We start from the raw sequence: 24,704 nt of genomic DNA, 5'->3' as shown, positions 1-24,704 counted from the left end.
CAAGAAAGCCTGCAAAGTACTACCTAAAGTTTGCAAGATTTACAAAACACAGCATACCAAGATGTATGTTCTAGGTAGATATTTATATTATATAAACGTTTTGGATTTGACTTGGATTTTAGCATGTGCTTAAAATCTCTATATGCCCAATTGTACTATTTAAAATGAACTATAATCATAAAATAATAGTAAATCATATTTTATAGAGTTAAAGGGGCGTACCGATTTTAAATTAGCTTACATTAAAAATTTAACTTAAATGAACAGTTCCATGACCAATTCATCTAACGTACTATTTTCATTTAACTTTAGCAGGATAATTCATTAAATAACCACATTAAATTTATTTTAATCCTATTTATTTCCAAAGTTTATTTAACTATATTCTAGTATATCTATTATTTGTTTAATGTGTCATTTATTTTATCAACCTAACTTCAACGTAAAAAATTTTTATCTATTAAAACAAAATTAATATTGTTTAGATCATAGACAAGATCAAACTGAACTTGAGAATGATTCACTAATTAAAAATTTAAGTTAAACGAACGTTAAAAATGGGATACACGAATTAATACATGAAATATTTGAATTAAATTAATTCCCTATTGAATTCTTCAGCAATGCCTATTGAATTCTTCAGCAATGAATTCCCAATGAAATTCACTAAATTGAGAGAAAAGGTAAACATGAATCTCATCAGAAAAATCAAAAGCTTTCAAACCATTGAACTCATCAACAAGGCCAACGAAATCACCTTAAAAGAACATGGGAATAAAATATCCCTTGAACGGGCAATTTTCCTTTCATGGTGGTGCGAAAAGGGAGACTGCGCATTTTGTTATATGTCCTCCCAGAAGTCCAAGATCCGAGAACCAGCAAAGGCACGTAGAAGTGAAGAATCAATTTTTGCAGAAGCAGAACTCACAAAGAGATTGGGATGGAATGTAGAATTTCTATCAGGTGGTTATGGTGCTTTCACTACTCCTGAGATAAAAAACATATGTGAAAGTATCCACAAGATAACTGGAAAACCTGTCTGGCTTAACGTGGGCATAACGAAAGATCTTGATGCCTACGGAGAAGAAATAGCAGGGGTAACTGGGGCTGTGGAAGTTGCAAACCCTGAACTTCATGATAAAATCTGTCCAAGCAAATCTCTTGACGATATAGTTGAGATGCTTGAACTTGCAGGAGATCTAGGGTTTGAAAAAGCAATAACAATTATTTTGGGTCTTGGAGAAACTCCAGATGATCTGAAATATCTTTGGGACATGATACAAACCGTTGGAATAAACAGGGTGACTTTCTACTCTCTAAACCCACACAAAGATACTATCTATGAGAACGAGCCTCAACCTGCATCTTTATATTATGCAGGGGTTGTTGCAGCCACCAGGATTAAATTTCCTAAACTTAAGATAATCACAGGCACTTGGACAGATAACCTGGCTAACATAGGTCCTCTAATTCTTGCAGGTGCCACTGGAATTACCAAGTTCCCATTATTTAAGATGTTTGGAACAGGATATGCTAAAAGGGCCGAAAATGAGGTTTTATGGGCAGGTCGAGAACTTGAAGGTACTTTTACAGATTTTTGCATGCTGAAGACAGGTAAAATTCCTGATCCAAAAGTTGAGCCCTTTATAAAAAGATATATTGATCAGTGTCTCAATAATAAATCAGAACAAGATAAGGGTTAACTATTAAAAAAATTAACTATTAAAAAAATATTCAAATAAAAAATTTACACTCACAGTAAAATTCATTTAATTTTCAAGGAGGAATAACCATTAAGATGAAATGCGGATTGGAAATTCACGTTCAGCTTGAAACTGATTCTAAATTATTCTGCACATGCCATACAAATTATCAGGATGCTCCTGCAAACTCAAACATATGTCATGTTTGTTTGAATCAACCCGGAGCCAAGCCATACCCTCCAAATAAAGAGGCACTTGATGGGGCTGTGAAAATAGCCTTAATGCTTGCTTGTAAAATATCACCAGATATGACCTACTTCCAGCGTAAACACTACGACTACCCTGACCTGTCTTCAGGTTACCAGAGAACCTCAGTACCAATAGGGTACGAGGGAGATCTCAACGGTATAAGAATAAGGGAAGTTCACCTTGAGGAGGACCCGGGCCAGTACAAACCGGATCTTGGAATCGTTGACTTTAACAGGTCTGGAATACCTTTAATTGAGATCGTGACAGAGCCGGACATGAAATCGCCCGAAGAGGCACGTACATTTCTTAAAGAACTTATAAGGGTGTTGGAGTACAGTGGTAGTGCACGTGGAGAGGGAACCATGCGTGCAGACGTGAACATTTCCCTTGAAGGCGGTAAAAGGGCCGAGATCAAGAACATAAACTCCATAAAAGGGGCTTACAAGGCCCTCAAGTTTGAGATGGTTCGTCAGAAAAACCTCCTTAAACGAGGAATAGAAATAAAACAGGAAACAAGAGCATTTCTTGAGTCACAGATGATAACGGTTCCAATGCGTCTTAAAGAAGAAGCAGAAGATTACAGATACATACCAGATCCTGATCTACCTCCAATGCTTGCTGAAGAAGCTCGAGTTGAGGCCATAAGGGAAGCAATGCCTGAACCATCACATATAAAGACAGATCGGTTTGTCGAGGAGTATGGAATCGAAAAAACCCATGCAAAAGTTCTTACATCTGAATTAGAGCTTGCAAATGCATTTGAAGAAGTTGCAAAAACTGTGGATCCTGAATTTGCAGCACTTTGGATGAGGGATGAACTGAAAAGAGTGATTTACTACAACAAGATGAGCTTCAAGGAAAGTGAAATAACCCCTGCACAAATAATAGATCTTCTCAGTATGTTACAAGATAAGAAAATCACAACTAAAGCAGGACAAAGGATCGTGGAGAAGCTGCCTAAAAACCATGTCATGCCCCATAAGATCGCAGAGGATTTAGGCCTAATTGGTGTTGTTGAGGAAGATGTTGTGATGAATGCAGTGAAACAGGCCATAAATGAAAACCCTGAAGCTGTTTCAGATTACCATGAAGGTAAGAAAAATGCAATGAACTTCTTAATAGGACAGGTTATGAGGATTACAAGGGGTAAAGCTGATCCCGGTGAAACTTTTAAGCTTATTGAGGGATATCTGAAGGAATAGAATTTAAACATACTTGCTATAAACCAAAAAACTAAGTTTATTTAGAATAGATTTTTAATAAATTTAGGAAATAGGTTTCAAGATGGCGAAAAACATCATAAACATGATTTTATGGCATCCTGAAATGGAGATTGATGGAACAAAAATAACCTACATCCATAGAGGGGTACAAGGAAACCTTAAAACAATTGATGGAATTTCTATAGAAAAGTTAGAAGGTGGATTCTTAATATTAAAAGAAGGAACACATATTCCATATCATAGAATTGTTAAAATAGAATTTGATAATAAAGTATTATGGAAAAAGTGATTCTAAGTTATAGGAGATTTGAATGACGAGTTCAGCTTTAGTAAAAGATTATATGACCAGAGATGTTATAACAGTGACACCTGATACGCCTAATGAGGAAGTTATAGAGCTTATGAAGGCCACAGGACACGATGGATTTCCAGTTAAAACCAATGGGGAAGTAATTGGAATGGTGACGGCTTTTGATCTTCTCCTCAAAGAATGGGTACCCGAGGTCAGCGGTATAATGTCAACGGACGTGGTGGTTGCAGACCATGAAATGCCAATAACGGATGCAGCAAGGGTAATGTTCCGTATGGGGATATCAAGACTTCCTGTTGTGGATAAAGCAAGTAAATTGGTTGGTATATTAACAAATACTGATATTGTCCGCTCACACATCGAGAGGTCCACTCCACTGAAGGTTAACTACTTCAAAAAAACTCTGGAACAACTTTATGACATCAAAACCAAACTGGTGCGTATGAAAGTGCCAATAAAGAATCTCAGACCGACCCAGGACAAAATATACGCCGATGAATTACAGGGAAGGACTTACGAACTTAAGAGGGGTCTTGCAGAGCCAACCATAGTTGTTAAAGTTGGAAACCGTTTTGTTCTTGTTGATGGACATCATAGGACAGTTGCAGCCCGTAAACTGGGTTACGATGAGATTGATTCTTATGTGATCCAGATTGATAAGGATATGGTACTTGGACTTGAGAAAACAGCCGATAAAAATGGTATATTCTCATTTGAGGATATTGAAGTAATAGACGACGCACAGCACCCACTTATCGCAATAACAGGAAGCATTAAAAAGGAATTCAGCCTTAAAAAGGAGATTAAAAAGTGAAAGAAGAGATAATAAGGGAGGTTTACAGGGTTTTGGAGGACAGACGCGATAACCCCGTAGATTCATACACATCACACCTTATGCAGGACAGCGACAAAAGGGCAGAGGACAAGATACTTGAAAAGGTAGGTGAAGAAGCTGCTGAAGTTATAATTGCCTCTAAAAACGATGAAAACCTTGTTTATGAAGCTGTAGATCTCTTTTTCCACACAATGGTCCTTATGGTTTATAAAGGTGTGGAACTGGACGAGATTTTAGATGAATTCAAAAGGAGAAGAAGTTAAAAGACAAATTGACTATTCTTTTTCTATATTTCCTATTTTTAATCAATTCTTTTTTAATCAATTCTATTCCATATTTTCATTATACTCATTTTTATTCTTCATAACTTAGGTTCACATCTGCAAATTTTACATTTAAATTTGACATCTAGATATTTGCAAAAATAATTCAGATAATTCAGATATAATTCCAGCATAATTTAGGAAATTCTGTGTAATTTCAGAAAATTACTTTGATTATTTCCATCATTATCCTTATAGAAACCTTAAAGAATAAAGAAAATAAATTTTAGATCTATAAAATTATAATCCGTATTCTTATTCTCTGCAAACTTCTTTCATAAATCTGTCTTTGATGGTTGTAGCATGCATATCAATTATTGGAACTTTTGCATTACCCTTTTCAACCTTCATATGGACAAAAACAGGACCTTTAACTTTTAATACATCCTTAAAGTTTATTTCATCTTTAAAGAAGAAAATTCTCTCAAATCCAACGGCTTCAGCTACTTTTCCAAGGTCAAGGTTTGAAGCGTAGGTGGTCTGGCATCCTGTTGAGCCGTAGCACTCGTTGTCAAGTACTACCAGTATTAAATTCTCTGGTTTCTGATTGTAGGTGGTTACAAGACTTCCCATGTTCATAAGCACGGAGCCGTCACCGTCGAAGACCACGACTTTCCTGTCAACGGACATTGCAAGTCCTAAACCAATGGATGATGCCATGCCCATTGAACCCAACATATAGAAATGGGTTTTAGAATCTTTGACATGGTAAAGCTCCCTTGATGGGAATCCTATGTTGCAGATCACCAGTTCATCATCAAGCTCTTGGATGATCTTGGAAATAGCGTCTATTCTCTTCATTTTTTTGCACCTTATTGTTCAATTACATTTTCATAAAAATAAAAATTTCAATTATTCTAAAATTTCCCCATTATTCTACATATTCCATGAATGATTTAGAATGATCACCATTAATTAAATTAAGGGTTATAATTCTTTTTCAAGTTTGTCAACTGCATTATGAATGGCATTAGTTAATTTTGCCCCTTCTTCCTGCCCTAAAACTGTGGAGTACCGTTGAAAAAGGTTCTTCCAGCAGGTATCTATTTTTTCCATTAAAGACAATCCATCGGCTGTTGAATAAAGAAAAGAGGATTTTCCTTTAACTTCTCTTTTGACAAGGTTTTTATGTTCGAGTTTGTCTATAAAACGGGATGTTGTTGAGGGTTTTATATCAAGCTCACGGCTGAGATCGTTCTGGGATATTCCGGGTTTGTCGTTGATTATCATGAGTGCTAGGGCTTGTGATGGGAAAAGGCCCGTTGATTTGAACTCTTCTTCTGCCATCTTAGTTAATACTCTTGATAATCGGTTGCTTGTGAAGTATAAACAATTGCACAGGGATCCATCGCCCATGATCTCTTCTCCTTGACTTTAATGGTTATAAAATACTTAAAAATGAAAAAACTGTTTTTAAGCTGGGAAATAATATGTTCTTATTGATATAAAAATTATTCTTTAAATGAAATATTGTTGGTAGTTAGCATCAACAAAATATTCATGGATTGTTACCAAAGACAGTTCCTTTTTTTAGTATGGTAGAAAACCTTATATATGTTTGTACATACAACAGTTTGTTGTTGAGATACAAAATTTGGAGGTTTAACATGAAAGTAGTAGGATTTGTAGGAAGCCCAAGGGAGGGCGGGAATACTGAGATTCTCGTTGGAGAAATGTTGAAAGGAGCTTCTGAGGAAGGGGCAGAAACAGAAATTTTCAATCTGAATAAAATGGATATTAAACCTTGCCAGGCTTGCCAGCACTGCAAAGGTAATAATGGCGATTGTGCAACAGACGATGACATGCAGACCATTTATAAAAAAATAAAAGAAGCCGATGCTTTCGTACTGGGTGCTCCTATTTACATGTGGCAGATGTCAGCCCAGGCAAAACTATTCACAGATAGACTTTACGCATTCTTCATGACAGGATTTGAAGAAAAATACGGCAAAAAAGACGTGGCACTTGTTTTCTCACAGGGAAACCCAGACGAAAAAATGTTTGAAGGGTACATAAATTCCACAAGAGACATGTTCAACCTTTTAGGCTACAACGTCAAGGAAGTACTTTCCTCAAACGGAAACCAGGCCCCTGGTGAAGTTAAAAACAAGGAAGAGGTCTTGAAAAAAGCCAGAGAATCAGGTAAAAACTTGGTCAGTTAGGTTTATTTGTTGAAATAAAGAAAATTTACTTGATGGGAAATAACATTGGATTGCTGATAAATTGGGGGTATACAATGAAGGTCATTGCAATTAATGGAAGCCCGAGAAAGAAATGGAACACTGCAACGCTGCTTGAAAAAGCCCTTGAAGGGGCCAGATCACAGGGGGCAGAAACAGAACTTGTAAACCTGTATGATATCAATTATAAAGGTTGTAAAAGCTGTTTTGCCTGTAAGTTGAAGGGTGGAAAAAGCTACGGTAGATGCAACATCAAGGATGATCTAACCCCAATTCTTGATAGAATCACTGAAAGCGATGCACTGATCCTTGGATCTCCAATTTACCTTGGAACAGCCACAGGTGAGATGAGATCCTTTTTTGAGAGGTTAATATTCCCTTATCTGGTTTATGATAATGAAGGATCAACACTTTTCCCTAAAAGGATACCTGTAGGTTTTATTTATACCATGGGGGTAACTGAGGAAGTGATGAAAGAAATAGGTTACCTTGAACAGTTTAAACTTTCAGAAAGTTTTGTTGAACGCATAATTGGAAAATCGGAGTCATTAATTGTTACAGATACTTATCAATTCAACGATTACTCTAAATATGTTTCTTCACGTTTTGACCCTGAAGCAAAACTTAAAAGAAAAGAAGAGATATTTCCAAAGGACTGTGAAAAAGCCTTTGATATGGGTGCAAGATTTGCAAGAAAGTAAAAGCTGTTTTAATCAGAGTAAAATAATCAAATAAATAAATGATAGATTCAAAGAGTTAAAGGTAACGAATAATAAATCAGAAAAATAAAAACTTGTTTTATATATTTCAAAAGAAATCAGTAAAAAAATTTCTTTTTAGTATCTAATCAAAAAAGAAGATCAAAAAGAAATTAAAGGTTAAATTTGTTTTCATCACCAAAATGTGATATCAAGCAATATCCCCACAGGTGTGCCTCCAGTTTCTGAAAGGTTCCATGCATCTGGAATAACCTTCAATGCCTCTGCAGGTGTTTTAGGATTGAAGTGAGGTATGTCCAGTGCATCAAGAACCTTTGGTGTGGCCTTTCCCATGGGCATTTGGGCAGATATCTTCTCACCCAGAGTCCCCCTGTGGCTCATGATCATGAGAACTGGGAAGTTGTAAAGCTTGAAAAGTGATGCCAGCACATTTACAGAATTACCGAGACCTGAATTTTGCATGAGTATTGCAGGTTTTTTCCCACCCATGAATGCCCCGGCACAGATTCCAAAACCTTCCTCTTCCCTTGTAACTGGTACATGGATTATTTCAGGGTCGCATTCTACCATATCCAGTATTTTTCCAAGGTTAACGCATGGCAGGGTGACTATAAAGTTTATCCCTGCTGTCTTGAGTGCATCATAAACTGCTTGGCTACTGTCCATTAACACACCTTAATTTGAGAATTATTCACCTAAAAAACCCTCAAGATCGAATGATACTTCCTCAGCTATTTCTTTAAGCTGATTTAAGAGTTTATCGTCCAGGCCAATTCCTGCTTTTTTGTGATTTTCAACGTTGCGCACTTCCATGTCCCCGGGTATGAAAACATTTCCAGGAGCTTTAATTTCTTCTACGAAATCGTCTACATCTTCTTTGAACTTTTCAATGTCGCAGAGTTTCGTAGGGTCTATGACTGTTATAAGATCTCCTTTGGTACATATCTCATCTGAACTGGCCGTTCCAGTGACTTTTTTACCAAAAGCAGCCTTTACCAAGGGTCCTGCGAGTATTTCTATCATGAATGAAAGTGCGTAACCTTTGTGGGCTCCAAATGGTAGTATTGAACCCTTGAGGGCTTCCTCAGGATCTATTGTTGGATGTCCCTCGGCGTCCAGTGCAACGTTTTCAGGGATTTTTTCACCTTTACGTGCTGCTTCAATAAGTTTTCCCCTTGCTGATGCAGATGTTGCCATATCTACAGATATGTAATTTTTGTTTGAGGGTATGCCGATTGCTATGGGGTTTGTACCAATTATTGGCTCTTTTCCACCTAAAGGGGCCACTGCAGGTTCTGTGTTGGCTATTACTACTCCGATCATGTTTTTCATTAGGGCCATATCTGAGTAGTAGCCTGTAACACCGAAATGGTTTGAATCGTGTATCCCAACAAGTCCTATACCTGTTTCATGTGCCTTTTCCATTGCAAGTTCCATACCTTTGTACGTTACAACTTGTCCAAATCCATGGTTACCATTTATAAGGGCTGTTGAAACAGTCTCCTTTTCAATTGTTATTTCTGAGCTGGGGTTTATGAAACCTAACTTTAATCCTTTAATATATTGGGGGAATCTGCCAATTCCGTGGGATGTGAACCCTTTGAGATCTGCGTCTACGGTTACATCTGCAACGATTTCTGCGTCTTCTTCGGGCACGTCCATCCTTTTTAGGATCTCGATAACTATTGATCTTTCCTGTTCTATTGTTATATTCATCTCTGCACCTTCAAAATTTGATTTTATAAGTTGAATTAGTTTATAAATTAAAACTAGTTTGTAATTCAGTAATTAATTCACAAAAAGTAATTAATTTAAAATTTACAAACTTTAATTAAATTATAACGTGATAATACGTTCATCAAAGGCTTTTATTTTAACCTTTTCTTCAGGGTCTTCGAAGACATACCCTATTCTATAAGCTTTGTTATACTTTTCTATAATCTTTACGGTTCTGTCTGCATCGTCTTCTCTTACAATAACAACAAAACCTATGCCCATATTAAAAACATGATACATCTCATCTAACGGCACGCCTAAAGAATATATAGACATGAATAAAGGATTTGGTTCGGGTAAATTATTTATATCATAACCAATGCCTTTTTTAAGCCTTTTAAGATTTGTAAATCCGCCGCCAGTTATGTGGGCAAGTCCATGGACATCAACATCCGTTTTTAAAAGTTCAGTAATGGGGTTTACATATATTATGGTTGGTTTTAGTAATGCAGAACCCACAGATGTATCTGGATCATCTGGAAGGGGGTCATCCACTTTAAAATTAGATTCTTCAAAGAATATATTCCTTGCAAGACTCAATCCGTTGCTGTGAATTCCACTGCTTTCTATTCCTATTAAAACGTCGCCTTCATGAATATCTTTACCTGTTATTACCTTATCGCTGTCAACGATCCCCATACCTGTACCTGCAAGGTCGAAATTCTTAATGATTTCGGGTAATGAAGCAGTTTCGCCGCCAATCATTGCAACATTGGCCTGTCTGGCTCCCTCTGCAAGTCCTGCACCTATCTGGGCTGCAGCTTCTGGATCGGGTTTTTCAACGGCCAAATAATCCACCATTGCTATGGGTTCTGCTCCAACGCATAGTATGTCGTTTACTACCATTGCAACGCAGTCTATACCTACAGTGTCGTATTTTTTCATCATCTCAGCTACGAGTATCTTACTTCCAACACCATCTGTGCTCATTGCAATGGCTTTATCACCAAGTTTAACCAGTGCGGCGAAATGTCCGCTTTCTGTCATTACGTTCCTGAAGTTAAGGGTTTCCTTTAGTTTTGAGGTTAGCGCAGAAACTGTTGCCTCCTCAAGACTTATGTCAACACCTGATTCTGAGTATGTTACCATAAATTCACCGTGTAATTCTTGATATTATTTTAATTATTGTTGTTTTTAATATGTTATGTACTGATAGTTCGTTTAAGTAATGGATATACCTTGACTAAAGAGATCTTTAGACTTTCTATAAATGTTTTCTTTTTGGAACTAATTAATATGTTTGCTGTATTGGTTAAAGCATTAACTCCAGTCATTCGAATACTGTAATCTTCGTCATCAAGAAAAGCTTTTAATCTGCGTAAATGTCCTTTTTCAAGGATAGTGTTGGCATAAATTGTTGCTAATTCATTTAAAGGGTCTTTTTGCTTTAATTCAAACTTAGATATGCTTGAATATGGTATTATTCCCTGTTCAATAAAATTTTCTTCAAATAAAACGTTGATGTCACTTAGTTCAGGAAACATTTCGGCTATCTTGGAGAATAGGGTGTATTTGTATGTTAAATAATTCAGTATATTGTAAAAGTGAGTGATTCGTTGCTTAATTTTTGGTGTATTGATTGGTATTTTATTAAATAACTTACCAAATGTGTTTAAAAATAGTTTACTGTTGACTTTTAAGGATTTAAAACGTTTAGCACTGGTTTTAATATTATTTTTCATGCTTTGAATGTTTTTTCTTATTCTAGTTAACAGTTCCAAGATAATTTCAGTTACTTCCAGGGTATTGGCTTCGTTTGCATATAATTCCAGTGAATCTAATGCAGATTTGCGGACATGTGGATTTTCATCAGATATCATTGCCTTTAATTCGTTAATAGCAATGTTTTTGACCGATTCATCACGGGCTAAAATGTATAAATTTCCTAATGCGCAGGCTTTTACGTCTTTTCTTTTATGTGATATGAGGAGTAGTACGATCTCTAGTCCTACCTTTGACTTTTGATCTACGGTGCTTTTGATCAGGCTGTTCAAGACCATTTCTAGATCTTCAAGTTCTTTAAGGTTATTTTTGTTCAGATACTCTTTGTAAATTTGTTTTCTGCCCAAATTTGAATTTTTAAAGACCTTAATGGGACAATAATCTTTTTTATAAGTTATTTCAGCCCCATGCAACCTCTACCCCCCCTCAAATGGTTTTTAAAAAATTAATTGAGATATTACTTGGATAGATAAGTATTAATATGTTGTAATTACAAATTATTAAGTTTTGTGGTACTGTTAATAAAGAATTTCTGGGCTTCAATTCAAAATTAGGGATAATATCAGTACCTAAAAATCTTATAAAATTAAATATAAAATTTTTGATTTTGGAAGGGATTTATGCATTTAGTCCCACTAATATCCTTTTTTTAAGATATTTATACCATAAAAACTGTTATTATGAAGTTTAAATTATTTTTTGAAATTTTTTAAAAGTTTAAAGGATTTAAAATAGACAAATTTTGGATAAAATCCCTAATTAATATATAATCCATTTTATTTTGGAATAATTGGAATATAAATGACTAAAAACCTTTTTTATATCTTGGATCGATTTTCAAAAGTTCAAAACTAAGTTCAAAATTAATACTCAAAAATTTTCGGGAATCTTAAAAAAATCCAAAGTAGAATCAGTTAAAAAGAATCAATTTGCAACCATTTTAAAGATTGCAATCATTAAAAGAGCTTTAAGATACAGTCTCCAAAGTTAAGATCAAATCCCAAAAAAATAGGAAGTAAGGAAATAACTTTCTTAATTTCGGATCAAGTTGGATCTGATCAATAATTCCTGTTACTGGATCCGGATGGTTTCAAGGTTCATAGGAGTTTTGGTCTCGATCTTGTACTGCCTGTATATACTTGATGCAAGGTCCAGTGTTTTGTAATTGTCTCCGTGGCATATCATGATCTTCTCTGGTTTTGGGGACAATCTCCTTATGTAATCCATGAGCTGCCTTCTGTCTGAGTGTCCGCTGAAACCCTGAACAGTCTTGATCTGCATTTTCACATTGTAAACATTGGTTTTACCATCTTCTTTGAGTGGTATCTCTTTCCAACCCTTCTGAAGTCTTCTACCCAGGGATCCTTCTGACTGATATCCCACAAAGATTATAGAGTTTTTTTCGTCCTCACATAACCATTTGAAGTAATCAACTGAGTTTCCTCCTGTTAACATTCCAGATGTTGAAAGGATAATTGATGGTTCTCCTTCGATTATTTCCTGACGGTTGTTTCCTCCGTTTACCTTGTGGAAAACGTCTGATATGAATGGGTTTTTACCCATGTGGAATATCTGATCCCGGAGGTCCTTGCTTAGGTACTCTGGGCGTGCTGTATGGATTGCAGTTGCTTCCCATATCATTCCGTCGATGTAGACTGGAACTTCTTCAATGATTCCGTGCCTTATATACTCTTCAAGAACTATCATGATTTCCTGGGCACGTCCGACAGCAAATACTGGAATAAGAACTTTTCCTCCACGCTGCAGTGTTTGATAAATGGTTTTTATAAGTTCCTTCTCAGCATCGTTGCGTGTTGGCTGCACATCCTCGTGGCCACCGTAGGTACTCTCCATGACCATGGATTCTATCCTTGGGAACTTGGCAACTGCCGGCTCTAGGAGTCTGCTTCTCTCAAACTTGAAGTCTCCAGTGTAAACGAAGTTGTGCTGACCGTCACCAATGTGCATGTGTGTGATGGCAGAACCAAGTATATGTCCTGCGTTGTGAAGTGTTAACCTGATATCTGGGGCTATATCAGTTACTTCGCCGTAATCAAGGGTAATAGTGTGTTTAATGCTTTTTTTAACGTGTTTAATGTTAAATGGTAATGGTTTATCTTCCCTATGGGCTATATCTATATGATCAAGCTGTAAGAGTGTCATTAAGTCCCTTGTAGGTGTTGTGCAGTATACAGGTCCCTCGTATCCGTAGTGGTAAAGGTATGGTAAGAATCCTGAGTGGTCAAGGTGTGCGTGAGATATTACAACTGCATCCAGGTCATCTAGTACAAATTCCGGAACGTTTAGGTAGGGATATGAACTTTTATCATCTGTGCCTGCGACGTTAACACCACAGTCAAGTAATATCTTACTGTTCGTTGTTTGTAAAAATAGTGAGGATCTTCCAACTTCTCTGAAACCTCCAAGGGATGTTAATCTTGTCCATTCATTTTCTGATGGCATTTCCCTGTGAATTCTGTTTCCAAGTGTCTGTAAGAACTTTTTACGCTCTTTACTATTCTTTCGAAGTGTCCTCCTTACTCTTTGTATAACCTCAGATGTTATGGGTGGTGTCCTAAGAATTTTAGGTGCCCAACCTGTCTGTTTTACTATTTCTCTTGATGTTGAACCGTATTTACCGATCACAAGCCCCGGTTTCCTGGCTTCTATTATTACCTCACAAGTTACATCGTCAAAGGAGATATCGGTTATTTTAGCATCTTCAGGAACTATCTCCTGAATCTTTGCTATGGATTTTTCCGGTTCCATGAGGACAGAACGATCTGATCGAATAATTATCCTCTTTCTGATATCTTTTGCAAGATCCCTTATGAGATCACCATTTTCCGTTATTATCTCGGGATTTTTGGTGTAGATCACAACTTCGGGACCTTCAAATTCTACCTTTGCCACTTGTACTCGTTTGGGTAATCTTTGTACTATTGTATTTTTAATTTCTTGAATCTCTGAACCCATATAATCACTTCTAAAAAATAGAAAATAAATCGTAAACTTTGGTGTTTACTTTCCAAATTAAATATTTTCAAATTATATTGTAATAAAAAAGTTTAATAAAAATTTAAGATTGAAAATTAGTTTATTTCTTTAACTTTTTTTTCTACCTCTTCAGCGGATAGCATTTTAAAGCCTTCCTCCGCAGTAATGGTAGCAACTAGTATGCCGTTACCTGAAAATGTATCTCTTTCCATCGCAGATTTTATGGCTCTGATGGCAGTATCAATACCTTCATCAACGTACATATCTTCATTGTAACGATCTTCAAGGACACCATAAGCCATTGGTGATCCTGAACCTGTTGATATCATCATGTCCTTCATCACACCACCTGATGGGTCGAGTGAGTAAAGTGATGGTCCTTTATTGTCCACTCCCCCTAACAATGTCTGAACGTAGAGTGGTGATGAATGTAATATGTTTGCTGTGAGGGTTGCTGCGGCTTCAACGCTGATTATAGCACCATTTCTGAGCCTGTAAAGTGCTACTTCGGCGCTTATATATTTCATGAGGACTTGTGCATGAGAAACAGACCCTGCAATGGTGGCGCCTATATGGTCGTCTATCTTAAATATTTTTTCTGCGACCTTGTGGGCTACTAAATTACCCATTGTGGCTCTTCTTTCTGTAGCGAAAACAATACCGTCTTTACAGGTTAAACCAACAGTTGTAGTCCCTTTTAATAGATCTTTATCGTTCATAAATACACCTCGAAAAAAATACGGCAAATAAAAATAGTTCTCAAATAAACTTTCTATGCCTATATGTAAGATTCATTCTATATAAATATTACTAGTTTTATTGTTTCTTAATTTTTAATTAGATCCTTCATTATATCTCTTTTAAAACTTTCTTTTCCCAATATTTTCATTTAAACTACTTATAATCTTTTCCTTTAATTAAATATCCATTTATTGTCCATTTTTTACTAACTTATAGGCAGATGTTAGGTTCCAACAATAATAAGTAGGTCTCTTAGTAACTCGATAAATAAGATTTTTATAAGAAAATTTCAATTATTATCCTTTTAATTAACTTTTTAATTAAGATACAAATCTTTTAATCTATTTTGCTAGGATAAGCTATGAATTCTCTAGTTAATGTAAAAAATAAATAAAAATAAAACTTTTAAAGGACCTTTAAGGAGATAAAAAAAAATTGGAATTAATTAAATTTGAAATTAAACCAATTTATAAAAACAGGATATTTATGTTATAAGAATGTCTAACTTGTCTTCAGATATTCCATTTTTAATTTCCCTTGATATTCTACGGCCCATGCTCATTGGCTCCCCGAATAGAAGGTAGCTGTATGGAGATCCATCCATAAATGTGTTGGTTCCTCCGTCTGTCCTTGCACTCATTTCAAAGACAACTATCTCCAGGTTGTCTGTGCAGAGGCTTTGTAGGCAGAAAGGTCCATTCATTCCAGGTTTTACGAGTTTTTTTGCGGTTTTAACAAGGTTGTCTCCGATTTCGAAGGCCTGTGGAAGTAGTGATTCTCTCATAACAACTGGGTGGTTTCCTGTCACTACATAGGAGGGATCAAGACCTACTTCAAGCTGATCTTTGGCTGGGATCCTGCAGATTCCATCTATATTAGATTCGTAACGGCTGTCCATTCCCAGAATTTCTACCTCATCCTTGAGTGCTGAATAGAAGTAGTGGATGCAGTAATTACAACCTGAAACGTATTCTTCAATGTGGGCTTTTGCTATGTCTTCTTCGCTTATCCATTTTCGCTTAAGCATTGAATCGATTTTAGAATCAAATTCTTCAGGTGATGATGCAACGAAGTATCCACGACCTCCACGTGCGCCTGGGAACTTTACCATAACTGCTCTGTCAATATCAGATGGATTTTCATACTTAAATGGCATTCTGATACCGGATTCAGTTATAAGTTTCCTTTCAAGGTCTCTTTCAGCTTCCCAGCGTAGTACATCTCTGTTACCGAACATTGGAACGTAAAATTTGTCTTCTACATTGTCAAGTCCAGCGTATGCAACGAATGAACCATGTGGGACCACTATACTATTCATGTCCCTGAGTTTTTGCTGCACGTCTTCGTTCACTATGTCCTTGAATTTGTCCACGATTATATATTCGTCCGCAACATTGAACCTTTGGTATGGAACTTCACGTCCTTTTTCGCAGACCACTGCGGTTCTAAATCCCTCTTTTTTTGCCCCTTTGAGTATGTGCAGGGCTGTGTGACTTCCTAATGTCGCAATTGTTATATTATCCTTGTCGTATCCATCCAAAATACTAAGAATATCCTGTCTATTTACTTTGCTCATTTTGAATTCCTCCACATGTCATTTTACTTGAATATGGTTCGTTTTTGAATTCATTTATGTTATTTTATTTGAATATGATTTGTTTTAATATTAATCTTTTCGTTTTATTATTTAGAGGGCTAAGCTATAAAATTATTGCAAAAAATATTCTTACCCTGATTCATAGGACTTAAACGAAGAATAATAGAAAAAATAGTTAGTATTTGGTATGTGTTTTTAACTGCAAGATTCAAACAAATGGGCAATATATAAAAAAAATTCCAAAGTTGATTTTTTGGATCAACATTAAAAAAGAAAAAAAATCGCATGATTGTTTCTAAATTTTCGCCTAAAAAATGGAGAAGTGGTTTTAGGTTAAACCACTTAAAAGTGTTGGATTAATCTGCAGGTATTGTTTTATCTGTTCCTCTAAGATAAGTGTACCAGTAGATACATGTTACGAATACTGCTCCACCTACTATGTTACCTAAGGTAGCTGGTATCATGTTGTTTATGAAAAACTGTGACCATGTTACGGCACCAAGGAATATTCCAACAGGTATAAAGAACATATTTGCAACGACGTGCTCAAATCCTATTGCTACGAACGCGAATATTGGGAACCATATACCCACTATTTTGCCAATAATATCATCTGAGGCAATAGCAACATAAACAGCAAGACAAACTAACCAGTTACAACCTACAGCTCTCCAGAAAACTTGTGTCCAAGTGAGGGAACTAGTAACTTTTCCTGCGGCTATGAATGATGCACCACCAAGCGCTTTAGTTTTAGCGATAGTCATTGCAGTAGCTGCCCAAGGATCTGCTGTTAGGATACCTGTTGCAACTGCTAAAAAGTAAGCCACAAATACAGCACCTACAAGGTTGAAAACCCAACTTCCTACCCAATTTCGGATAAGTCCGAGTATGCTTGCTTTATTTTTTAATACTCCAAATGGCATGTACATAATGTTTCCAGTAAACAGCTCAGAACCAGCTATAACGACCAGTATCAAACCTACAGGGAACACTGCACCGAATATTAATTTAACTAATCCTGGAGGGGCGCCTGCTGCTGCCATACCTCCAGTAACTACTTCGGCCAAAAGACCTCCGAATGCAATATATGCACCTGCTAAAAAGCTTAAAAGAATTAAATTTCCCAAAGGAGATTTTTCTTTTAGCTCGGCTATATCTACACAGGCTTTAGCTGTGTCAGCAGGTGACTTGAAAGACGATCCCATAGTTTCACCTCCATATTTAACATTTAAAGATTCTTATTAGGTAATATAACTCTTTGCAAAGGTAAGCAAATAGAAACCTTTATATCCGATATGGGATATTTTGCATTTCGCTATGCTCGTAATATCGGTTAATTCGTCTAGATATTAGGTTAAGCGCTGAAATATCTATTATAAACAGTTAAAGTCTTAATAAAACTTATTTGGCAGGTTTATGGGGTTACTAAAATGTTATTACTCATTCAGTATGATCCCTTCTACTGAAAAAAGTTTTTGAATGAATTTTAGAGAGAACAGAAGGTTTGTAATGTTTTAACATGTTAAATTTTCATCAAAATTTCCCATAAAATAACTTATTTTAATTTTTTATTAACTAAAAATTCATACAACAATTAACCAAGTTATGATATTTTGTGGAGTATGGATGTCATAATTTTAAAACCAACTTCAATTTTAAAAGGAATAATTTAATTTGTAAAAAACTTTTTTTATCTATATTCCCGAAAATGAGCGTATTGAAATATATTCAATGTACTGATAAATACTCAATGTACTAATAATGTAAGTACAGATAGGTGGATAGAGATCTGATAGGTATAATTCGGAAAATCACGTTAAAAAGTACATTAAAAAAATTAATTATTGAATTTTAGGCGGATTTTTGATTTATTTTTGTTTACCTCTTATTTGTTCTTGTATTTCTTTTTCGAGTTCGCCTCTGTTTAGCATTCCTCTTATTTGGGTTTGTATTTCTTTTTCGAGTTCGCCCCTGATTAATATTCCTCTTATTTGTTCTTGTATTTCTTTTTCAAGTTTGCCTCCATTTATCACTTTCCTTATTTGGTCCTGTATTTCTTTTTCGAGTTCGCCCCTGTTTAACATTCCTCTTATTTGTTCTTGTATTTCTTTTTCAAGTTCCTTTGACATTTAATCGCCTCTATTTAATAATATTTAATAATAATATTTTACTCATTTATATATAAAAAACTTTCTATTGTCTCTTTTATTGAAAAAGAGAGTTTTAACAACTTAAAATTTGATTTATTGGCTCTACTGATTTTAGCACAGTATGGATGGGCATGATTTAAGTCCTAATTTAAAGTAAAGTAAATAATCTGTAGTGTTTTATAAATTTTATTAAAATTTCATTTTGTAGGATAAAAAAAACTAATTTTAGGAGTATTATTAAAAATAAATTATTTAAGTGGCGTGGATTAATTTGTTGAACAAATTATTTATTATCCGCAAGTGTAACTAAATTTATGAAGGGTAAAGTAATAGGTGACATTCTAGTTGTAAAACAGGATGTTGAGAACCCCAATGGGCTTTTAGAAATACCTGGGGTCAATAGGGTGGTTAAATTAGGTCGTATTAATGGTTTGAAGAGGGAACCTGAAGTTAAAGTTTTATTGGGTGATGGTACAGAGACTGTTCACAAAGAAAATCATTGCCTCTTCAAAATGGATGTTGCAAAGGTCATGTGGTCAAAGGGCAACACTGGAGAACGTAAAAGAATGTCTACAATATCTGAAGATGGTGAAACAATTGTGGATATGTTTGCAGGAATTGGTTACTTCTCAATACCAATGGCAGTGCACTCAAAACCAGCTAAAATTTATTCAGTTGAGATAAATCCTGTTTCATACGGTTATCTGTGCCAGAACACAGTTTTGAACAAGGTTGAGGATATAGTCGAGCCCATTCTTGGGGATTGCAGGGAAACTGCACCAAGGGGAATTGCAGACAGGGTTTTAATGGGCTACATTGGAAACACCCATGAGTACCTTCCTACTGCAATGGAAGTAATTAAGGATGGTGGAGTGGTGCATTATCATGAATCTGTTCCGGATAAATTAAAGTTTATAAGGCCTGTTGAAAGGATAAAAGAAGCTGCAGGGGACCGTGGTGTTGAAATATTGAATAAGAGAATTATAAAACCCTATTCTCCCGGTGTTTATCACGTTGTTGTGGATGCAAAAATTGGATGAATGAAGCCTGACAAAAGTATCATACAATTATCATAAAAATTTTGGGATAGCTCAAGGTTGTGGTAGTGTGGACGTTTTTGAGGCCATTTTAGGAAGAAGAAGCATAAGAAAATTCAAAAAAGAACCTGTCAGTGATGAGTTGATACATAAAATTGTGGAAGCTGGTATGTGGGCACCTTCAGCAGGGAATATACAGAGTTGGGAAGTTATAGTTGTGAGAGATGATAAGATAAAGACTGAACTCTCTGCAGCAGCTTATTTGCGGGATTTTGTATCTGAAGCCCCAGTAATAATGGTTTTATGTGCAAACAAAGAGAGATCAGGGTCAATATATGGTGATAGGGGCAAAGATCTTTACTGCATACAAGATACTGCATGCGCAACTGAGAACATGCTCCTTGCAGCCCATGCACTAGGATTAGGTGCATGTTGGGTGGGCACGTTCGATGAAGCTGTTACACATGATATACTGAATCTTCCGGACTTTTTAAGACCTGTTGCAGTTGTACCCGTAGGATTCCCTGACGAAAAACCTTATCCTCCAACAAGACGGGAAATTGGAGAGCTGATGCACTGGGAAAAGTTCAGTAAACAATGATCATATCTGGCTAAGAGCTTTTGGGACAAATTTTAGTAAAAGTAATTGGTAATCAATCCACCAGAATTTGGAAATTGTGACAAACAAATAAAATTAAATTAATAAGACAATGAATGAACTTAATGAGTAAGACATAATACATGAAGTTGTAACTAAAAAATGAAAATTTTAGGCATAGATTTAGCAGGGAAACCCGAAAATCCAACGGGAATTTCTATTTTAAATGTTTCAAATGATTTAAAAATTTTGGATATCAAATTTGACGTATTTTATGAAGATGAAGAAATATTAAAGAAAACAGACCTGATATCTCCATCTTTAATTACCATCGACGCGCCTTTATCTCTTCCTAAAGGCGGATGTTGCCTCTCAAAAGATTGCAGCTGCAGCAAGGTTGGAGGACATTTCAGAGAAGCTGAGAGAAAAATAAGAAAGTATGGAAGTGTGTTACCCCTTACTTTTCGGGGGATGAGAATGCTCACGGAAAGAGGAATAGGTCTTTCAAATAGATTAAAGGGAAAATACAAGGTTATAGAGGTTCATCCGAGAACTGTGCAGAAAGTTCTGGGATTCGATGATCTGTACCGTGATCTAAGTAAATACTTCAAACTACCCGATGGAGTTACGGAACATGAACTGGATGCTGCACTTACGGCCATCACAGGTTTATTTTACATTAAAAACTGTTATATGGAGTTTGGAGATCCTGAAGAGGGTACAATAATTCTTCCAAAAAATGTAAACTGTTTAAAAAAAGTTTTTGAGGAATAAATTTATGAAATTGTAAAGTTTAATGAAACTGTAGCCTAATCATAATTATTTTAATCAAGTATTATTTAGTACTATTTTTTCATACTACTCTTTCCCAATTTTTTCGAATATTTTGTCACTCAGGAATTCTTCTGACAGAAACTTTGGGTAAACTGGTAGTCTTTCATCCATTTGAAAGCCCAACTCTTCTGTAATCATTTGGAGTTCATCAAGCTCAGGCCAAGGTGCCTCTGGATTCACATAATCCTTTGTAATGGGTGAAACTCCGCCCCAATCATCTGCACCGGCCATAACGAAAATCTGGGTCGTATCCCTGTTCAGGTTTGGTGGAACCTGAACCCCTGCGTCGGGGAACAGCATTTTTGTAACTGCTACCATTTTCACCATTTCGGCAAGTGAGGGCTCTTTAAAGTCTTGCATTGGGATTCCAGGCTTTGATTTGAAATTTTGGATGATTATTTCCTGTATGTGCCCATATTTATCATGAAGCTTCCTTATCTCCAGAAGAGATTCTGCCCGCTCGTCAACTGTCTCTCCTATTCCGATAAGCAGTCCTGTTGTGAATGGTATTTTAAGTTTTCCCGCATTTTCAATAGTTTCAATTCTGAGTTTAGGATCTTTACCTGGACTTTTCTCATGAGCTACTGTTTTCATCAACCTTTGGCTTGTTGTCTCAAGCATTAGCCCCATTGATGCATTAACCTCTCTCAGAAATTTAAGTTCACTTTTTTTAAGGATCCCTGGGTTGCTATGGGGTAGTAGATCCGTTTGGTTCAGGGTTTCCTCACATAAAAAGTGGAGGTAATTCAGCATACTCTCGAAGCCCAACTCCTCAAGGGCTATCTTAACTTGTTGAACATCATCTGGATGTTCCCCAAATGTAAAAAGAGCTTCTCTGCAACCATATTCATCAGCACGATGCATGGTTTTCATGACTTCGGTAGGTTTCATGAGAATGGTTGCATCTGAATCGTTTTTGTCCTTTTTAAAGGTGCAATATCCACATTCATTCCTGCAGATATTTGTGAGGGGTAAAAAAACATTTTTAGAATAAGTGATGGTGCTGTTACTCCTTTTAGAGTTTGCAGCAGCCATTAAAGATATTATATCATCACATTTACCATTTAAAAGCGATGAAACATGTTCTTTTGATATTTTGGACATTTACATCTTCCATTTATCAATAATCCTTTTATATCTATTTCAACTTTATATAACCATTTCAATAATTTCTTATCAAACCACTTATTTTGAAGCGTCATGATGTGTCTAGATTTCTTCTGATGTGTCTAGATTTAGTGGCATCATGCTTCCATGTTGGATACTACCAGTTCAACGAACAGTGGACCTACTCCGCTTCTGTCTTTCCATATCACTAAAAAAAGTGCTATGTCACCAATAAGTCCAAGAGAATATTCTAGATGGCAGTTCATGGCTTCAAATGACTGTTTCATCCGATATATCCCATAAACATCGGTTTCTCCTTGGATTTCAACCTTAGACCTTATGTTTTCATCCATAATCCCTATTATGTTGGTTGCATCTTCAGAGACCATGTCAATTTTCTTGGCTCCAAGGTTTTTTAAGACGTTTGAAACCACATCTTCAAGATCCTCGGGGTTTATCTTTTTCCTCGACATTCCCTTAACTATCAGTATTTGAGGCGTATCTATTGCTGGTTTTGATCCATGGAAGGCCTCAAGTTGGGTCATTACTTTACCTGCAACCTCGTGTATCTGTATCAATGTCGCTAGCCTCCACCTGTTTAATTTCCTCTTTTAGCTCACCCATAGTGGCCACCTTCTCTGCAAATGCATTATGGCGGTGTATACTTTCCTCGTTAACTTGTCTGGCAGTTACCATGGTGTCATCTGGGAGGTATGGGAACTCTTTTACTATCCTTTGAACCATGTTCCTGACACAGTCCTCAACGAATTTTGGATTTTTGTGTGCATGGACAACAACAGCATTTTCATCGACTCTTTTCAGGAGTTCGCAGACTGGTGAGCTCATTGAATCTTCTATGATCTGTATAATGTCCTCAGCACGGACAGTCTGGTTTTCCGGAACTTCTATCATGATCATACCCCTTCCCCTCTGGTTGTGGGATGCAAAAGAGACCGTATCAAGAACTCTTTGGGTTGTTTCTTCATCCAGAAATTCAAGTAATTCCTGTTTTGCAGATTCTTTTGTTGATTCCTGTGCACATGGACAGACCGTCATTCCAACAACTTCTGCACCGATCATTTTCCTTATTTTAAAGCTGTCCCCTTCTCTGTAACCAACAGAGTCTGCCATGATCTTGGTCATTTCCTGTGTTTTGACCTTGGTAACAGGTGAATGTTTCATGATCATGTAGTCGCTTTTCATGCTCACTTCTGCCTTTTTGGCGTATTTATGCTTTTTAAGCAGGCAGCTAACGATTTCGGCACATAAAGATTCTATCTCAACTGCTGTTCCCCCAACAGCTTTTTCAAGAACTTCACTTATGGCTTCAGGGTTCCTTGACATGTGGATCCCTCTTTGTGTACTTGGGAGGTCGACAAAGGCATCGAAGGTTGGTAAAAGAACTATGGGTCTTTTTCCGTCCCTTTCAATTTTTAAAAGTTTTTTAACCCCTGTAACTCCAACCCTGGTAAGTTGCACAGGAATGGTTGGTATGTTATCCTGTGTATCTGGAAAACTCAAATCCAATTTTTTTCACCCCTGGGTAATTCAAATTTTTAATAATTGTAATATTCTAAAAAATCAATATCAATTCCACTACCTTTAATATTGACTATTTATTATTGAAGTTTCTGCAAATTTCTTAATTTTTTAATAATTTTTAATATTTGAGTGCCATATACTGGTAGATTAACCTTTTAATAACAATACTATAAAATGAATGTTATAAATGAATGTATCTCCACCTATATTGTCTTTTGTTATAATATTAACTTTGGTATAAAAATCAAAATCATGATAGATCGAATTAATTTTGTATGGAACGTTCTGGATAAGAAATGGAACGTTTTGATGATGTAAGCACCTTTAACATAGTAACTTCTACACAAAAAAACTACACAAAAAAGAATTTGAATAATTCAGGGTAGAAATTTTCTGAATTCTTCGGCAGTTATGTCCTTCAAATTATCTGTAACTATAATATGGGCGTTGTAAAGTTCATGGGCTCTTGATCCAAGAATTTCTCCTGATTTGTCATGCTCAACAACCACAAGAATATCTGTTGGATTGAATTGATCTTTTTTACGTGATATATCATGTTTCACATGGTCTATTTTCTTTTTTATGGCTCCAAATGCACTTTCTGGAATCTTTGGGTTTATGAGTTTCATGTCTTCCACTTCAAGCGGCACTCCTGCAACGATTATCCGTTGTGGTTCCACCCCAAGCTTGTTAAGTGCCTTTTTAAAACTGCTTTTGGTTGTTAAAATTAAAAAGTTCTCTGAAAGCTTTTTGATCTCTTCTTCCACACTTTCCTTCTCAATAACTCCAAAATCAGCAAGAATTTCATCGAGTTTATGTCTTATATTAATGATACTGTTGCAGAATAGTTTTGCGTTGTTATCGTCGAGTTTTTGGGAGGGTCTGCTCGAGTATATGAATTCTTCTGCTTCTATCATATCATTTAAAATTTCTACAAAAAGATCTACGTCGATTTTACCTTCTTTAGGAGTTTTAAGTTTTTCTGCAGTGTTTTTGGATTTTTCTGCTTCTTTCAGTAATGATTGGGTCTGTTTAAGTCTGAATTTTTCCATAAAATCGCC

The 24,704-nt window shown here is 36.0% G+C and carries 25 protein-coding genes; 10 read left to right on the top strand and 15 right to left on the bottom strand.

Going from position 1 to position 24,704, the window contains the following annotated elements:
- The first annotated feature begins 689 nt into the window (after positions 1-689).
- The 5 genes from MSWAN_RS10440 to hisE all read left to right on the top strand — a co-directional run bounded on the left by MSWAN_RS10440 (position 690) and on the right by hisE (position 4,583).
- A complete protein-coding gene (locus MSWAN_RS10440) occupies positions 690-1,703 on the top strand; it encodes a radical SAM protein (RefSeq protein ID WP_048188101.1) in 1,014 nt (337 codons plus the stop codon).
- Positions 1,704-1,798: 95 nt separating this feature from the next.
- Positions 1,799-3,154 carry an Asp-tRNA(Asn)/Glu-tRNA(Gln) amidotransferase subunit GatB gene (gatB, locus tag MSWAN_RS10435; protein ID WP_013826617.1) on the top strand — a complete coding sequence of 452 codons (1,356 nt, stop codon included), beginning with the start codon at positions 1,799-1,801 and terminating at the stop codon, positions 3,152-3,154.
- A gap of 82 nt (positions 3,155-3,236) precedes the next feature.
- Positions 3,237-3,464, top strand: coding sequence for a DUF504 domain-containing protein (locus tag MSWAN_RS10430; RefSeq protein ID WP_013826616.1), 228 nt, complete (start codon positions 3,237-3,239; stop codon positions 3,462-3,464).
- 22 nt (positions 3,465-3,486) lie between these two features.
- Positions 3,487-4,299 (top strand): CBS domain-containing ParB/RepB/Spo0J family partition protein, encoded by an 813-nt coding sequence (locus MSWAN_RS10425; protein ID WP_013826615.1) that lies wholly within the window; start codon positions 3,487-3,489, stop codon positions 4,297-4,299.
- Entirely contained in the window at positions 4,296-4,583 is a 288-nt protein-coding gene (gene hisE / locus MSWAN_RS10420; RefSeq protein WP_013826614.1) for a phosphoribosyl-ATP diphosphatase, read from the top strand. The genes MSWAN_RS10425 and hisE overlap by 4 nt, the downstream gene beginning before the upstream one ends.
- 315 nt (positions 4,584-4,898) lie before the next feature.
- Here the strand turns inward: hisE and comE are convergent, their stop codons facing one another.
- Both comE and MSWAN_RS10410 read right to left on the bottom strand, forming a co-directional pair.
- A complete protein-coding gene (gene comE / locus MSWAN_RS10415) occupies positions 4,899-5,444 on the bottom strand; it encodes a sulfopyruvate decarboxylase subunit beta (RefSeq protein ID WP_013826613.1) in 546 nt (181 codons plus the stop codon).
- A gap of 126 nt (positions 5,445-5,570) precedes the next feature.
- Positions 5,571-5,999 carry a MarR family winged helix-turn-helix transcriptional regulator gene (locus MSWAN_RS10410; RefSeq protein ID WP_013826612.1) on the bottom strand — a complete coding sequence of 143 codons (429 nt, stop codon included), beginning with the start codon at positions 5,997-5,999 and terminating at the stop codon, positions 5,571-5,573.
- A 251-nt stretch (positions 6,000-6,250) separates the two neighbouring features.
- Here MSWAN_RS10410 and MSWAN_RS10405 point away from each other — a divergent pair, with 251 nt between their 5' ends.
- Together MSWAN_RS10405 and MSWAN_RS10400 are read left to right on the top strand one after the other, a co-directional pair.
- Positions 6,251-6,805 carry a flavodoxin family protein gene (locus tag MSWAN_RS10405; protein ID WP_013826611.1) on the top strand — a complete coding sequence of 185 codons (555 nt, stop codon included), beginning with the start codon at positions 6,251-6,253 and terminating at the stop codon, positions 6,803-6,805.
- Positions 6,806-6,879: 74 nt separating this feature from the next.
- Positions 6,880-7,524, top strand: a complete 645-nt coding sequence (locus tag MSWAN_RS10400) for a flavodoxin family protein (RefSeq protein ID WP_013826610.1) — start codon at positions 6,880-6,882, stop codon at positions 7,522-7,524.
- Positions 7,525-7,716: 192 nt separating this feature from the next.
- On the opposite strand, the gene comD is transcribed toward MSWAN_RS10400, so the two are convergent.
- The 9 genes from comD to MSWAN_RS10355 all read right to left on the bottom strand — a co-directional run bounded on the left by comD (position 7,717) and on the right by MSWAN_RS10355 (position 18,504).
- Positions 7,717-8,208 (bottom strand): sulfopyruvate decarboxylase subunit alpha, encoded by a 492-nt coding sequence (comD, locus tag MSWAN_RS10395; RefSeq protein ID WP_013826609.1) that lies wholly within the window; start codon positions 8,206-8,208, stop codon positions 7,717-7,719.
- Positions 8,209-8,229: 21 nt separating this feature from the next.
- Complete coding sequence (gene comC / locus MSWAN_RS10390; RefSeq protein ID WP_013826608.1) at positions 8,230-9,258, bottom strand: L-sulfolactate dehydrogenase; 1,029 nt, start codon at positions 9,256-9,258, stop codon at positions 8,230-8,232.
- A 120-nt stretch (positions 9,259-9,378) separates the two neighbouring features.
- Complete coding sequence (purM, locus tag MSWAN_RS10385; RefSeq protein ID WP_013826607.1) at positions 9,379-10,407, bottom strand: phosphoribosylformylglycinamidine cyclo-ligase; 1,029 nt, start codon at positions 10,405-10,407, stop codon at positions 9,379-9,381.
- Positions 10,408-10,460: 53 nt separating this feature from the next.
- The gene (locus tag MSWAN_RS10380; RefSeq protein ID WP_013826606.1) at positions 10,461-11,453 is read right to left on the bottom strand and encodes a HEAT domain-containing protein; all 993 of its coding nucleotides are present in this window, start codon (positions 11,451-11,453) and stop codon (positions 10,461-10,463) included.
- Between the two features lie 658 nt (positions 11,454-12,111).
- Entirely contained in the window at positions 12,112-14,016 is a 1,905-nt protein-coding gene (locus MSWAN_RS10375; RefSeq protein WP_013826605.1) for a beta-CASP ribonuclease aCPSF1, read from the bottom strand.
- 116 nt (positions 14,017-14,132) lie between these two features.
- Positions 14,133-14,756 (bottom strand): archaeal proteasome endopeptidase complex subunit beta, encoded by a 624-nt coding sequence (gene psmB / locus MSWAN_RS10370; protein ID WP_013826604.1) that lies wholly within the window; start codon positions 14,754-14,756, stop codon positions 14,133-14,135.
- 506 nt (positions 14,757-15,262) lie between these two features.
- Positions 15,263-16,354, bottom strand: coding sequence for a formate--phosphoribosylaminoimidazolecarboxamide ligase (locus MSWAN_RS10365; RefSeq protein WP_013826603.1), 1,092 nt, complete (start codon positions 16,352-16,354; stop codon positions 15,263-15,265).
- Between the two features lie 377 nt (positions 16,355-16,731).
- A complete protein-coding gene (locus MSWAN_RS10360; RefSeq protein ID WP_013826602.1) occupies positions 16,732-17,580 on the bottom strand; it encodes a formate/nitrite transporter family protein in 849 nt (282 codons plus the stop codon).
- A 663-nt stretch (positions 17,581-18,243) separates the two neighbouring features.
- Positions 18,244-18,504 (bottom strand): hypothetical protein, encoded by a 261-nt coding sequence (locus MSWAN_RS10355; protein WP_013826601.1) that lies wholly within the window; start codon positions 18,502-18,504, stop codon positions 18,244-18,246.
- A gap of 335 nt (positions 18,505-18,839) precedes the next feature.
- On the opposite strand from MSWAN_RS10355, the gene MSWAN_RS10350 reads away from it, so the two are divergent.
- From MSWAN_RS10350 to MSWAN_RS10340, 3 genes are all read left to right on the top strand, one after another.
- A complete protein-coding gene (locus MSWAN_RS10350; protein WP_013826600.1) occupies positions 18,840-19,565 on the top strand; it encodes a class I SAM-dependent methyltransferase in 726 nt (241 codons plus the stop codon).
- A 67-nt stretch (positions 19,566-19,632) separates the two neighbouring features.
- A complete protein-coding gene (locus MSWAN_RS10345) occupies positions 19,633-20,163 on the top strand; it encodes a nitroreductase family protein (RefSeq protein ID WP_013826599.1) in 531 nt (176 codons plus the stop codon).
- A 159-nt stretch (positions 20,164-20,322) separates the two neighbouring features.
- Complete coding sequence (locus tag MSWAN_RS10340; protein WP_013826598.1) at positions 20,323-20,934, top strand: DUF429 domain-containing protein; 612 nt, start codon at positions 20,323-20,325, stop codon at positions 20,932-20,934.
- Between the two features lie 84 nt (positions 20,935-21,018).
- On the opposite strand, the gene cofG is transcribed toward MSWAN_RS10340, so the two are convergent.
- The 4 genes from cofG to MSWAN_RS10320 form a co-directional block, all read right to left on the bottom strand.
- A complete protein-coding gene (cofG, locus tag MSWAN_RS10335) occupies positions 21,019-22,098 on the bottom strand; it encodes a 7,8-didemethyl-8-hydroxy-5-deazariboflavin synthase CofG (protein WP_013826597.1) in 1,080 nt (359 codons plus the stop codon).
- Between the two features lie 140 nt (positions 22,099-22,238).
- Positions 22,239-22,679: a DUF2120 domain-containing protein gene (locus MSWAN_RS10330; protein ID WP_013826596.1), complete on the bottom strand. Its 441-nt coding sequence runs from the start codon at positions 22,677-22,679 to the stop codon at positions 22,239-22,241.
- A complete protein-coding gene (mptA, locus tag MSWAN_RS10325) occupies positions 22,651-23,628 on the bottom strand; it encodes a GTP cyclohydrolase MptA (RefSeq protein ID WP_013826595.1) in 978 nt (325 codons plus the stop codon). Before mptA ends, MSWAN_RS10330 begins: the two co-directional genes overlap by 29 nt.
- Positions 23,629-24,020: 392 nt before the next feature.
- The gene (locus MSWAN_RS10320) at positions 24,021-24,695 is read right to left on the bottom strand and encodes a DUF2100 domain-containing protein (protein WP_013826594.1); all 675 of its coding nucleotides are present in this window, start codon (positions 24,693-24,695) and stop codon (positions 24,021-24,023) included.
- Positions 24,696-24,704 lie beyond the last annotated feature (9 nt).

Source organism: Methanobacterium paludis (assembly GCF_000214725.1).
GTDB lineage: Archaea > Methanobacteriota > Methanobacteria > Methanobacteriales > Methanobacteriaceae > Methanobacterium_C > Methanobacterium_C paludis.
Note: the sequence above shows the minus strand (reverse complement) of the source record. Positions and strands in the feature narration are given on the sequence as shown.

What these genes read in the sequence shown, in the direction of transcription:
- MSWAN_RS10440 (WP_048188101.1), top strand. Translation starts at nt 690, where the DNA reads ATGAATCTCATCAGAAAAATCAAAAGCTTTCAAACCATTGAACTCATC.
- gatB (WP_013826617.1), top strand. Translation starts at nt 1,799, where the DNA reads ATGAAATGCGGATTGGAAATTCACGTTCAGCTTGAAACTGATTCTAAA.
- MSWAN_RS10430 (WP_013826616.1), top strand. Translation starts at nt 3,237, where the DNA reads ATGGCGAAAAACATCATAAACATGATTTTATGGCATCCTGAAATGGAG.
- MSWAN_RS10425 (WP_013826615.1), top strand. Translation starts at nt 3,487, where the DNA reads ATGACGAGTTCAGCTTTAGTAAAAGATTATATGACCAGAGATGTTATA.
- comE (WP_013826613.1), bottom strand. Translation starts at nt 5,444, where the DNA reads ATGAAGAGAATAGACGCTATTTCCAAGATCATCCAAGAGCTTGATGAT.
- MSWAN_RS10410 (WP_013826612.1), bottom strand. Translation starts at nt 5,999, where the DNA reads ATGGGCGATGGATCCCTGTGCAATTGTTTATACTTCACAAGCAACCGA.
- MSWAN_RS10405 (WP_013826611.1), top strand. Translation starts at nt 6,251, where the DNA reads ATGAAAGTAGTAGGATTTGTAGGAAGCCCAAGGGAGGGCGGGAATACT.
- MSWAN_RS10400 (WP_013826610.1), top strand. Translation starts at nt 6,880, where the DNA reads ATGAAGGTCATTGCAATTAATGGAAGCCCGAGAAAGAAATGGAACACT.
- comD (WP_013826609.1), bottom strand. Translation starts at nt 8,208, where the DNA reads ATGGACAGTAGCCAAGCAGTTTATGATGCACTCAAGACAGCAGGGATA.
- comC (WP_013826608.1), bottom strand. Translation starts at nt 9,258, where the DNA reads ATGAATATAACAATAGAACAGGAAAGATCAATAGTTATCGAGATCCTA.
- purM (WP_013826607.1), bottom strand. Translation starts at nt 10,407, where the DNA reads ATGGTAACATACTCAGAATCAGGTGTTGACATAAGTCTTGAGGAGGCA.
- MSWAN_RS10375 (WP_013826605.1), bottom strand. Translation starts at nt 14,016, where the DNA reads ATGGGTTCAGAGATTCAAGAAATTAAAAATACAATAGTACAAAGATTA.
- psmB (WP_013826604.1), bottom strand. Translation starts at nt 14,756, where the DNA reads ATGAACGATAAAGATCTATTAAAAGGGACTACAACTGTTGGTTTAACC.
- MSWAN_RS10365 (WP_013826603.1), bottom strand. Translation starts at nt 16,354, where the DNA reads ATGAGCAAAGTAAATAGACAGGATATTCTTAGTATTTTGGATGGATAC.
- MSWAN_RS10360 (WP_013826602.1), bottom strand. Translation starts at nt 17,580, where the DNA reads ATGGGATCGTCTTTCAAGTCACCTGCTGACACAGCTAAAGCCTGTGTA.
- MSWAN_RS10355 (WP_013826601.1), bottom strand. Translation starts at nt 18,504, where the DNA reads ATGTCAAAGGAACTTGAAAAAGAAATACAAGAACAAATAAGAGGAATG.
- MSWAN_RS10350 (WP_013826600.1), top strand. Translation starts at nt 18,840, where the DNA reads ATGAAGGGTAAAGTAATAGGTGACATTCTAGTTGTAAAACAGGATGTT.
- MSWAN_RS10340 (WP_013826598.1), top strand. Translation starts at nt 20,323, where the DNA reads ATGAAAATTTTAGGCATAGATTTAGCAGGGAAACCCGAAAATCCAACG.
- cofG (WP_013826597.1), bottom strand. Translation starts at nt 22,098, where the DNA reads ATGTCCAAAATATCAAAAGAACATGTTTCATCGCTTTTAAATGGTAAA.
- MSWAN_RS10320 (WP_013826594.1), bottom strand. Translation starts at nt 24,695, where the DNA reads ATGGAAAAATTCAGACTTAAACAGACCCAATCATTACTGAAAGAAGCA.